This window comes from Streptomyces sp. NPDC101132 (assembly GCF_044759225.1).
Lineage (GTDB): Bacteria > Actinomycetota > Actinomycetes > Streptomycetales > Streptomycetaceae > Streptomyces.
This window is the reverse complement of record NZ_JBIVYX010000008.1, coordinates 408,806-419,219: the sequence shown is the minus strand read 5'-3', so window position 1 is coordinate 419,219 and position 10,414 is coordinate 408,806. Positions and strand designations below refer to the sequence as shown.

General features: G+C 76.1%; 11 protein-coding genes. 8 read left to right on the top strand and 3 right to left on the bottom strand.

The features are described 5' to 3' along the window. Positions 1-198: 198 nt before the first annotated feature. From ACIQUR_RS21220 to ACIQUR_RS21210, 3 genes are all read left to right on the top strand, one after another. Positions 199-1,056 carry an NUDIX hydrolase gene (locus ACIQUR_RS21220; RefSeq protein WP_403666252.1) on the top strand — a complete coding sequence of 286 codons (858 nt, stop codon included), beginning with the start codon at positions 199-201 and terminating at the stop codon, positions 1,054-1,056. After that, positions 1,053-2,069: an ADP-ribosylglycohydrolase family protein gene (locus ACIQUR_RS21215; protein ID WP_403666250.1), complete on the top strand. Its 1,017-nt coding sequence runs from the start codon at positions 1,053-1,055 to the stop codon at positions 2,067-2,069. Before ACIQUR_RS21220 ends, ACIQUR_RS21215 begins: the two co-directional genes overlap by 4 nt. Before the next feature lie 150 nt (positions 2,070-2,219). Continuing rightward, positions 2,220-2,981 (top strand): DNA polymerase beta superfamily protein, encoded by a 762-nt coding sequence (locus ACIQUR_RS21210; protein WP_403666248.1) that lies wholly within the window; start codon positions 2,220-2,222, stop codon positions 2,979-2,981. A 169-nt stretch (positions 2,982-3,150) separates the two neighbouring features. Here ACIQUR_RS21210 and ACIQUR_RS21205 read toward each other — a convergent pair whose 3' ends face one another. From ACIQUR_RS21205 to ACIQUR_RS21195, 3 genes are all read right to left on the bottom strand, one after another. Then, entirely contained in the window at positions 3,151-3,828 is a 678-nt protein-coding gene (locus ACIQUR_RS21205; protein ID WP_403666246.1) for a DNA polymerase beta superfamily protein, read from the bottom strand. Positions 3,829-3,838: 10 nt separating this feature from the next. Next, on the bottom strand, positions 3,839-4,330 hold the full coding sequence (locus tag ACIQUR_RS21200) for a Rieske (2Fe-2S) protein (protein WP_403666244.1): 492 nt from the start codon (positions 4,328-4,330) through the stop codon (positions 3,839-3,841). A gap of 76 nt (positions 4,331-4,406) precedes the next feature. Continuing rightward, positions 4,407-4,751: a DUF952 domain-containing protein gene (locus tag ACIQUR_RS21195; protein ID WP_403666242.1), complete on the bottom strand. Its 345-nt coding sequence runs from the start codon at positions 4,749-4,751 to the stop codon at positions 4,407-4,409. 162 nt (positions 4,752-4,913) lie between these two features. On the opposite strand from ACIQUR_RS21195, the gene ACIQUR_RS21190 reads away from it, so the two are divergent. The 5 genes from ACIQUR_RS21190 (at position 4,914) to der (ending at position 10,262) form a co-directional block, all read left to right on the top strand. Beyond that, positions 4,914-5,369: a YidB family protein gene (locus ACIQUR_RS21190; protein WP_403666240.1), complete on the top strand. Its 456-nt coding sequence runs from the start codon at positions 4,914-4,916 to the stop codon at positions 5,367-5,369. Positions 5,370-6,057: 688 nt separating this feature from the next. Then, the gene (locus ACIQUR_RS21185; protein ID WP_403666238.1) at positions 6,058-7,146 is read left to right on the top strand and encodes a prephenate dehydrogenase; all 1,089 of its coding nucleotides are present in this window, start codon (positions 6,058-6,060) and stop codon (positions 7,144-7,146) included. 213 nt (positions 7,147-7,359) lie between these two features. Next, positions 7,360-8,064 carry a (d)CMP kinase gene (gene cmk / locus ACIQUR_RS21180; protein WP_403666236.1) on the top strand — a complete coding sequence of 235 codons (705 nt, stop codon included), beginning with the start codon at positions 7,360-7,362 and terminating at the stop codon, positions 8,062-8,064. Beyond that, on the top strand, positions 8,022-8,708 hold the full coding sequence (locus ACIQUR_RS21175; protein ID WP_403666234.1) for a lysophospholipid acyltransferase family protein: 687 nt from the start codon (positions 8,022-8,024) through the stop codon (positions 8,706-8,708). The genes cmk and ACIQUR_RS21175 overlap by 43 nt, the downstream gene beginning before the upstream one ends. 99 nt (positions 8,709-8,807) lie before the next feature. Further along, complete coding sequence (gene der, locus ACIQUR_RS21170; protein ID WP_399955070.1) at positions 8,808-10,262, top strand: ribosome biogenesis GTPase Der; 1,455 nt, start codon at positions 8,808-8,810, stop codon at positions 10,260-10,262. Positions 10,263-10,414: the final 152 nt, after the last annotated feature.

The following is a 10,414-nucleotide window of genomic DNA, read 5'->3' as shown; positions in this document are numbered from 1 at the left end:
TGGTGGGGGGGGGGGGCGCTGGCTGTGGGCGGGGCGGGGGGGGGGGGCCCGGCGCCCCCCCCCCCCCCCCCCCGGGGGGGGCCCGGCCGCTGGGGGGGCGGGGCCCGGGGGGCCCGGGCGCCGGGCCCGTACGCCCTTGCCGGCGGGCCCGAGGCCGCTTTATAGTCAGAGTGACTATTAAAGGGGGTGGGTGTTCCGGTGCCGCAGGGCTATGACCCGTACGCCTTCGAGCCGTTCGCCGTCACCGTCGACCTGGCGGTCTTCACCGTGCGGGGCGGCCGGCTGCACGTGCTGCTGATCCGGCGCGGCCAGGAGCCGTACGCGGGGGCGTGGGCGCTGCCCGGCGGGTTCCTGCTGCCGCGGGAGTCCGCCGAGACCGCCGCGCGCCGGGAGCTGGCCGAGGAGACGGGGCTGCCGGAGCCGGTGGTCGCGGGTCTCCACCTGGAGCAGCTGCGCACGTACAGCGAACCGGACCGGGACCCGCGGATGCGGGTGGTGTCGGTGGCGTACACCGCGCTCGTACCGGACCTGCCCGAGCCCGCGGCGGACGGCGGCGGGGACGCCGAGCACGCCCGCTGGGTGCCGCTCGACGGTGCCGGAGACGGCGCCGGCCACCCCGGCAGCCCTGGCAGCCCCGCCGGGCCGGGCCCCCGCGGCACCGGCCCGCTCGCCTTCGACCACGACCGGATCCTGGCCGACGCACGGGAGCGGGTCGGCGCGCGGCTGGAGTACACCTGCCTCGCCACCGCCTTCTGCGCCCCCGAGTTCACCCTCGGGGAGCTGCAGGCGGTCTACGAGACGGTCTGGGGCACCGCCCTGGACCGGCCCAACTTCCGGCGCAAGGTGCTGGCCACGCAGGGGTTCGTCGCACAGGTACCCGGGGCCGCCCGGCTGACCGGCGGACGCGGCAAACCGGCCGCCGTGTACCGGGCCGGGCCCGCCACCGCGCTCCACCCGCCGCTGCTCCGGCCGGCGGCGCACCAACGGGCCCCGGAAGGGGTGCGCGAACAGGCGCCGCCACCCGCGGCAACACCGACGGAAGGACGACGGGGATGACGACGACCAGGACCAAGTGCGCGGCGACCGGCTCGCTGATCGGGCTGGCGCTCGGGGACGCCCTCGGCTTCCCCACCGAGTTCAACGACGTACCGTCCATCCTCGCCAAGTGCGGGCCCTGGCGGGAGATGGAGCTGCCCCGGCCCGCCGTCGTCTCGGACGACACCCAGATGACCCTCGCCCTCGGCCGGGCCCTGAGCACGGCGATGGAGCGCGGGTACCTCGCCCCGCTGCGGCTGCTGCGCCCGCTGCGCGACGAGTTCACCGACTGGTACCACTCCCCGCAGAACAACCGCGCCCCCGGCCGCACCTGCATGGTCGCCTGCCGCCTGCTGGACACCGGCCGGGACTGGCACGAGGCCAGCCAGATCGACTCCAAGGGCTGCGGGGCCAACATGCGGGTGGCGCCGGTCGGCCTGGCCCCCGGCCTGACGCCGGACCAGCGGGCCGGCGCCGCGCAGCTCCAGTCCGCCGTCACCCACGGCCACCCCACCGCACTGGCCGCCTCCGACCTGACGGCCCGTGCGGTGTACCTCCTCGCGCAGGGCGCCGAGCCCACCGGCCTGGTGGGCCTGCTGCGTTCGTACGCGCTCGACAACCGCACCCGCTACCACGAGACGTGGCTGGGCGACCTGTGGACCCGCGCCCACGACGCCTCGCCCGAGGACTTCATCGCCCGCGGCTGGGACGAGTGCCTGGCGGTCCTGGACCGGCTGGCGGCCGCCCTGCGGAACCCCTCGCCGGAGACTGACCCCTGCCTGACCACGGGGGAGGGCTGGATCGCCGAGGAGGCGCTGGCCACGGCCCTCCAGTGTTTCCTGCTCTTCCCGGAGGAGCCGCTGCGCGCCCTGCGCCGGGCCGCCTGCACCTCCGGTGACTCCGACTCCATCGCCTGCCTGGCCGGCGCCTTCGCCGGGGCCCATCTGGGCGCGGCCGCCTGGCCCCGCGCGTGGGCGGAGCGCATCGAGTACCGCGGGGAACTCCTCGCCCTGGGGGCCCTCTGGGACGCCTGAGCGGCGGAGGCCGTCGGCCCTGCGGTACGGCGGTCCGGCGGCCGCCCGGCGGTCCTGCGGTCCCTGGGTCCGGCGGCCGCCCGGCGGTCCTGCGGTCCCGGGGCGGGGCCCCCGGGCCGGCCCGGGCCGGCCGGCTGGCATGATCGGGCCATGCTGGACGCCCTGAGTGTGGACCTGACCCCCCTCGTCGCCGAGCAGCCCGACCCGCTGCTGTTCGCGACCGTCTCGGGCGCGCACCTGTACGGGTTCCCCTCGCGGGACTCCGACGTGGACCTGCGCGGCGTGCACCTCCTCCCGGTCGCCTCGCTGATCGGACTGCACGAGCCGGAGGAGACCCGCACCCGGATGTGGGACCGCGACGGCGTCGAGATGGACCTCGTCACGCACGACCTGCGCAAGTTCGTCCGGCTGATGCTCCGCCGCAACGGCTACGTGCTGGAGCAGCTCCTCTCGCCCCTGGTGGTGCACACCACCGGGGCGCACGAGGAGCTGCGCGCGCTGGCATCCGGGGTGCTCACCTCCCACCACGCGCACCACTACCGGGGGTTCGCCGGCACGCAGTGGCGGCTCTTCGAGCGGACCGGTGAGCTGAAGCCGCTGCTGTACTCCTTCCGGGCGCTGCTGACCGGCGTGCACCTGATGCGGGCGGGCGAGGTGCAGGCGCACCTGCCGACGCTGTGCGGGGAGGTGCCGGAGGCGCCCGGGTACCTGGGGGAGCTGATCGAGGCCAAGGCCGCCGCCGAGCACGGGCCCGCGGAGGGCCTCGTACCGGACCGGCTGCGCGCGGACCACGAGGCGCTGCACCGCGTGCTCGACGCGGCCGAGGCGGAGACCCGGCTGCCGGACCGGCCCGGATCCCTCGACGCGCTCCACGACTTCGTCGTACGGACCCGGACCGGCGGCCCGTCCTAGGCCCCGCCGTCCGGGGCCGGGCCCGGGCCCGACTGCCGGACCGGCCCACCCGACCTGGCCCGGTCCATCCGTCCCGGTCCATCCGGCCAGGCCCGGGCCGACCCAGCCCAGCCGACCCGGCCCGGTCCATCCGGCCTGACCCGGACCGGACCCGGCCCCGGACCGGCCGTCAGACCGAGGCGCGCCGGGTGCGGACGAGGAAGTCCTCGACCGCGGCCCGGTCGGGCTCGGGCGGCAGCGGGGTGCCGGCGGCCGCCGCCTCCGCCTCCTCCGTGAGGCGGTTCATCCAGGACTCGACCTCCGCCCAGGTCAGTTCGCCGCGCTTCACCGCCAGCAGCCGGTCCCGGTACGGACCGGCGTCGATGTCCAGGCGGCCGGTGCGCAGCAGGTCCCGGCAGGACAGCAGCAGCCGCAGCAGGTGCATGGCGTGCTTCCAGCGCGGGGCGCCGTGGTTGCGCACGTCGGCCTCCAGCTTCGCCCGCTGGCCGGCCGCGTAGCGGGCGAAGGTGGTGTGGGCGCGCGCCGAGAGGAACGCCGGGCGCAGCGCGAGGAGTTCCTCGCCGGTGCCGGTGATCCGCTCGACCAGCGGGGAGTGCAGGCACTCCAGGATGTTCGGGTTGTTCTTCAGCGCCAGCTCGCAGAAGCGTTCCAGCTCCCACGAGAACTGCTCCTCCAGCGGCCCCTCCACGTGCGTGGGGGGCTTCTCGAAGCGCCAGTACAGCGGGGTCGGGGCCAGGAACACCCCGCGCCGGTCGGTGTCGCTCCCCTCCGTCGCGAGTCCGAACGCGCGTGAGCCCATCACGCACGCGTAGATCGTGTGGTCGCGTACCAGCGCTTCGGGATGCATACGGGCGAGGCTACGCCAGCCGGATCTCGCCGCCCTCGACGGTGATCTCCTTGCCGGGCAGCGGCTTCGTCGCCGGTCCCTTCACCACCGCGCCGTCCCCGACGGCGAACCTGCTGCCGTGGCACGGGCAGTCGATCGTGCCGTCGGCCACCTTGTTGACCGTGCAGCCGCGGTGCGTGCAGACCGCGCTGAAGGCCTTGAACTCGCCCGTGGTCGGCTGGGTGACCACGATCTTCTGCGCCGCCAGGACGGTGCCGCCGCCGACGGGCACCTCCGAGGTCTTCAGCAGCGCCTCCCCGGGGGTTCCGCCCGCCTCGGCCGGGGCGGAGGCGGACGCGGACGGCGCGGCGGACTCCGCCGGGGTGCCGGCCCCCGTCGTCGCGGACGGGGTGCCCGCGCCCGTACCGCCGTCGTCGTCGGAACCGCAGCCGGCCAGGGTGCCGGTCGCCAGGACCGCCGCGCCGGCCGCCATCACGGCACGGCGGGAGGTGTCTTCACGCATGGTCTCTCCTCGGGTCGTCGCTCAGGTGCAGCATCCTGGCGCGCCCGGCTCCCCAGGAGAAGCACCGCCGCCCGCGTCAGACGCCGCCGCTCCACGGGACGAGGTCCAGCGGTACGCCGTCCCCGTCGCGCCGCACCTCCCACAGCCGGGTCACCGCCGCCCGGTCGAGCGGTCCGTACACGTGCGGGTAGCGCGCGCCCGCTTCACCCTCCCGGCGGACCTCCGACGTGAGCGCCCGCTCGTCGACCTCCACCGCGAGCAGCGGCCCTGGCACCTGCCGGTAGTACCGGCCGGCGATCTCCAGGACGGTCGGCCGGTCGGCCGAACAGTGCGTGAACCCCTCGGAGTCGAGGGACGGCGGGGCGTACGGGAGGCCGGGGTCGGCGGACCAGTCGGCGAGCGTGACGAGGTGGAAGATCATCCCCCGGTTGTACCGCAGGCCCGTCCCGGCCCGCCGTCCGCCAGGTGGCGGTACGGGATGGTTCGGGTGACATTGTCCGTGGCCCGGCGGCCCCACGGCCCCGTGGCCCGGTACCGGACCCGCACCGGCGCGGGCTCCGGCCCTCACTCGAAAGGCGTGACCATGGCGGGTAATGACCTCGGCTCCCTGCTGGGCGGTCTCCTCGGCGGCAGCGGCGGCAGCGGCGGCGGCCAGGGCGGCGGCGCGGGCAACGTCCTCGGCGCGCTGCTGGGAGCCCTCATGGGCGGCGCCGGCCAGGGCCCGGGCGGCCAGGGCTCCGGGAGCGCGAACGGCAACCCCCTCGGCGGACTGATGGACATGCTGACCAGGTCCGGCCTGGTCGACCAGGCCCAGTCCTGGGTCGGCACCGGCGAGAACCAGCCGGTGAGCGGCGCCCAGCTGGCGGAGGCGCTGCCGGACGACGCCCTGCGCAAGGCGGCCGCGGAGGCGGGCGTCTCCCCGGAGGAGGCCGCCGACGAGATCGCCCGCTCCCTGCCCCAGGTCGTCGACAAGCTGACGCCCCAGGGCACCCTCCCCAGCGGCTCGCTGGAGGACATCATCCGCGCGCAGAACCTGTGAGGCCCTGACGCGCCACCCGCCCCGGACCGCCCCCGGCCCGCCCGGCGACGGACCCCCGCACCCCGCGCGGCGGCTCCGAGCCCCTCGGCGCCGCCGCCCGCACGTCCGGCCCCCGGCCCGCCCCGCGCCCGGCACGTCCTGCCGCCCGCGCGCCCCGCGCCCGCCCGCCCCCGGCGGGCCGGGGCCCGCACCCCGCGCGGCGGCTCCGAGTTCCCGCTGACGCCGCCCTCGGGGCGCCGGGCCCCGGCCCGCCCGCACGGCGACGGGACCCTGTACCCCGCGGGGCAGCTCCCGCCGAGTCCCCCTCGGCGCCGCCGCTGCACGTCGTCCTGTCCCGGCCCGTCCCTCGCCCGTCGAGTCCTGCCGCCCGCGCGCCATGCCCGGCCGCCCCGCACGGCGACGGGTCCCGCACCCCGCGCCGGCTCCGGGCCCCCCTCGGAGCCGCCGTCGGGCGCCGGGCCCCCGCACCCCGCGCGGCGGCTGCGGGTCCCCCTCGGAGCCGCCGTCGGTGCGTCCTGCCCCCGCCGCCCGCGCGTCCCGCCGTCGCGGGAGCGGGCACCGTACCCGCTGCCCGCCATCCGGGCGCCCGGTGGGCAAGATCGTCTCGGTGGGCGGGCGGTCGCGCGCGCCGCGTCACGGGCTGACTACGCTGGACAGCCCAGCCCGCCCCCGACCAAGGAGCGCCCCCGTGAGAACCGCCGTCGTCATCGGAACCGGACTGATCGGCACCTCCGCGGCGCTCGCCCTCGCCGGACGCGGGGTCAAGGTCCACCTCGCCGACCACGACCCCGCCCAGGCCCGCACCGCCGCCGCCCTCGGCGCCGGCACCGACGAGGCCCCCGACGGCCCCGTCGACCTCGCCGTCGTGGCCGTCCCCCCGGCCCATGTCTCCGCCGCCCTCGCCGACGCCATGGCCCGCGGCCTCGCCCGCGGCTACGTCGACGTGGCCAGCGTCAAGGGCGGCCCGCGGCGCGAGCTGGAGGCCAAGGGCCTCGACCTCACCACGTACATCGGCACCCACCCCATGGCCGGCAAGGAGCAGTCCGGGCCCCTCGCCGCCACCGCCGACCTCTTCGAGGGCCGCCCCTGGGTCCTCACCCCCACCCGCGAGACCGACACCGAGGTCCTCAACCTGGCCCTGGAGCTGGTGGCCCTCTGCCGCGCCGTGCCCGTGGTCATGGACGCCGACGCCCACGACCGGGCCGTCGCGCTCGTCTCGCACACCCCCCAGCTCGTCTCCAGCATGGTCGCCGCCCGCCTGGAGACCGCCGACGAGACCGCCGTACGCCTCTGCGGCGGCGGTATCAGGGACGTCACCCGGATCGCCGCCTCCGACCCCCGCATGTGGGTCGAGATCCTCTCCGCCAACCCCGGTCCCGTCGCCGACGTCCTCTCCGGCATCGCCGCCGACCTCGACGAGACGGTACGGGCCCTGCGCGCCCTCCAGTCAACCGACGAGGACGAGCGCCGCGAGGGCGCCGCGGACATCGAGGACGTGCTCCGGCGCGGCAACGCCGGCCGCACCCGCGTGCCCGGCAAGCACGGCACCGCCCCCGCCGCCTACGAGACGGTGGCCGTCCTCATCAGCGACCAGCCCGGCGAGCTGGCCCGCATCTTCGCGGACGCCGGCCGGGCCGGCGTCAACATCGAGGACGTGCGCATCGAGCACGCCACCGGCCAGCAGGCCGGCCACGTCCAGCTGATGGTCGAGCCCCGCGCCGTGGCCGCCCTGACCGCCACCCTCCGGGAGAGCGGCTGGGCCCTGCGCCAGCAGTGACCCGGCCCGGCGGCGCCCGCCCCGGCCGTCCCGCCCGGCGGCGCCCGCCCCCGGCGGCCTCCGCCCCGGCCGTCCGTCCAGCGGTGGGACGACCAGGGCCCCGGACCCCCCGGGGCCCCGCCGCCACCGCCCGGCCGGGGCCGCCCCGCCGGGCCGGTAACCTTGGAGAGGGGCGTTTTCGCGCGCCCGGACACCGCTCGCGCAACCAGGAAGGTGCAAGACACCGTGGAAACCGCTTCGTCCGCCGTGATCGTCGCCATCGACGGTCCCTCCGGCACGGGCAAGTCCAGCACCTCCAAGGCCGTCGCGGCCAAGCTCGGGCTCTCCTACCTCGACACCGGCGCCCAGTACCGCGCCATCACCTGGTGGATGCTCAGCAACGGCATCGACACCGAGGACCCCCAGGCCATCGCCCTCGCCGCCGCCAAGCCGGTGATCGTCTCCGGCACGGACCCCGCCGCGCCCACCATCACCGTCGACGGCCTCGACGCCTCCGGCCCCATCCGCACCCAGGAGGTCACCTCCAAGGTCAGCGCCGTCAGCGCCGTCCCCGAGGTGCGCGCCCTGATCACCGACCTCCAGCGGACCATCGCGGCCGCCGCCGAGGGCGGCATCGTGGTCGAGGGCCGCGACATCGGCACCACCGTCCTCCCGGACGCCGACCTCAAGGTCTTCCTGACCGCCTCCGCCGAGGCCCGCGCGGCCCGCCGCAGCGGCGAGCTCAAGGGCAAGGAGGCCACCGACCTGGCCACCACCAAGGCCGCCCTGATCCGGCGCGACGCCGCCGACTCCGGCCGCAAGACCTCGCCGCTCGCCAAGGCGGACGACGCCGTCGAGGTCGACACCACCGACCTCACCCTGGACCAGGTCATCGAGTGCGTCGTCACCCTGGTCGAGGAGAAGCGGGCCGCCAAGTGAACGACACGCCCTCTCCCCGGGGAGCGGCGGTCGGACGCCGGATCGGCATCGGCCTCATGTACGGCCTCTGGCGGCCCCGCGTGCTCGGCGCCTGGAAGGTGCCCGCCACCGGACCCGTCATCCTGGCCGTGAACCACGCCCACAACATCGACGGCCCGATGCTCATGGGCACCGCGCCGCGCCCCGTGCACTTCCTGATCAAGAAGGAGGCGTTCGTCGGCCCGCTCGACCCGTTCCTGCGCGGAATCGGTCAGCTCGCCGTGGACCGCACGACCGCCGACCGCACCGCCATCACCCGGGCGCTCGGCGTCCTGGAGACCGGCGGCGTCCTCGGCATCTTCCCCGAGGGCACCCGGGGGGAGGGCGACTTCGCCTCGCTGCGCGCCGGCCTCGCGTACTTCGCGGTGCGCTCCGGCGCCCCCATCGTCCCGGTGGCCGTGCTCGGCAGCACCGACCGCCAGGGCCGCCTGGTCAAGGCGCTGCCCCCGCTCAGGGGCAGGGTGGACGTCGTCTTCGGAGACGCCTTCGACGCCGGGGACGGCGGGGGGCGGCGCACCCGCAAGGCGCTCGACGAGGCCACCGTACGCATACAGGAGCGGCTGACCGCCCACCTGGAAAACGCCAGGCGCCTCACCGGGCGCTAGGTGAGACTCTCTAAGAGGGAGCGGCTCACCGCCACGACCAAGTAGTGGACCCGCCCCGCGGGTGCCACCGACCACCACGAACGACGAGGAACGGACTTCATGAACGACCAGCACGACCACGGAGCACTCGGCGACGCCGAGTACGCGGAGTTCATGGAGCTCGCCGCGGAAGAGGGCTTCGACATCGAGGACGTCGAGGACGCCATCGAGGAGGCCGGCCACGGCCCGCTCCCCGTCCTCGCCGTCGTGGGCCGCCCCAACGTCGGCAAGTCCACCCTGGTGAACCGCATCATCGGCCGCCGCGAGGCCGTCGTCGAGGACAAGCCCGGCGTCACCCGCGACCGCGTCACCTACGAGGCCGAATGGGCCGGCCGCCGCTTCAAGGTCGTCGACACCGGCGGCTGGGAGCAGGACGTCCTCGGCCTCGACGCCTCCGTCGCCGCCCAGGCGGAGTACGCCATCGAGGCCGCCGACGCGTGCGTCTTCGTCGTCGACTCCAAGGTCGGCGCCACCGACACCGACGAGGCCGTCGTCAAGCTGCTGCGCCGGGCCGGCAAGCCCGTCGTGCTCTGCGCCAACAAGGTCGACGGCCAGAGCGGCGAGGCCGACGCGGCCGCCCTGTGGTCCCTCGGCCTCGGCATGCCCTACCCGGTCTCCTCGCTGCACGGCCGCGGCACCGGCGACATGCTGGACGCCGTCCTGGAGGTCCTCCCCGAGGCCCCGGCGCAGACCTTCGGCGGCAGCACCGTCGGCGGCCCCCGCCGCATCGCCCTCATCGGCCGCCCGAACGTCGGCAAGTCCTCGCTCCTCAACAAGGTCGCGCGGGAGGAGCGGGTCGTCGTCAACGAGCTGGCCGGCACCACCCGCGACCCGGTCGACGAGCTGATCGAGCTCGGCGGCGTCACCTGGAAGTTCGTCGACACCGCCGGCATCCGCAAGAAGGTCCACCTCCAGTCGGGCTCGGACTACTACGCCTCGCTCCGCACGGCCGCCGCCGTCGAGAAGGCGGAGGTCGCGGTCATCCTGATCGACACCAGCGAGAAGATCAGCGTCCAGGACCAGCGCATCATCACCATGGCCGTCGAGTCCGGCCGCGCCGTGGTCATCGCCTACAACAAGTGGGACACCCTCGACGAGGAGCGCCGCTACTACCTCGAGCGCGAGATCGAGACCGAGATGCAGCAGGTCTCCTGGGCGCCCCGGGTGAACGTCTCCGCCAAGACCGGCCGCCACATGGAGAAGCTGGTCCCGGCGATCGAGACGGCCCTCGCGGGCTGGGAGACGCGCGTCCCGACCGGCCGCCTCAACGCCTTCCTCGGCGAGATCGTCGCCGCCCACCCGCACCCCATCCGGGGCGGCAAGCAGCCGCGCATCCTGTTCGGCACCCAGGCGGGCACCAAGCCCCCGCGGTTCGTTCTGTTCGCGTCGGGCTTCCTGGAGCACGGCTACCGCCGCTTCGTCGAGCGCCGCCTGCGCGAGGAGTTCGGCTTCGAGGGCACCCCGATCCACATCTCGGTCCGGGTGCGCGAGAAGCGCGGCCAGAAGAAGAAGTAAGGCGGCGTACGGGGGCTCAGACCCCCCGGCGCGGGGGGGGGGGGGCGCCCCCCCCCGCGGGGGGGGCGGCCCGGGGGGGGGCCCCCCCCCCCCCGCCCGCGCCCGGCCCCACCCCCCCCCCCCCCGCGGGGGGGGCCCCCCCCCCCCCCCCC

Coding starts and splice junctions, on each gene's coding strand:
- ACIQUR_RS21215 (WP_403666250.1), top strand. CDS start 1,053: ATGACGACGACCAGGACCAAGTGCGCGGCGACCGGCTCGCTGATCGGG.
- ACIQUR_RS21210 (WP_403666248.1), top strand. CDS start 2,220: ATGCTGGACGCCCTGAGTGTGGACCTGACCCCCCTCGTCGCCGAGCAG.
- ACIQUR_RS21205 (WP_403666246.1), bottom strand. CDS start 3,828: ATGCATCCCGAAGCGCTGGTACGCGACCACACGATCTACGCGTGCGTG.
- ACIQUR_RS21200 (WP_403666244.1), bottom strand. CDS start 4,330: ATGCGTGAAGACACCTCCCGCCGTGCCGTGATGGCGGCCGGCGCGGCG.
- ACIQUR_RS21195 (WP_403666242.1), bottom strand. CDS start 4,751: ATGATCTTCCACCTCGTCACGCTCGCCGACTGGTCCGCCGACCCCGGC.
- ACIQUR_RS21190 (WP_403666240.1), top strand. CDS start 4,914: ATGGCGGGTAATGACCTCGGCTCCCTGCTGGGCGGTCTCCTCGGCGGC.
- der (WP_399955070.1), top strand. CDS start 8,808: ATGAACGACCAGCACGACCACGGAGCACTCGGCGACGCCGAGTACGCG.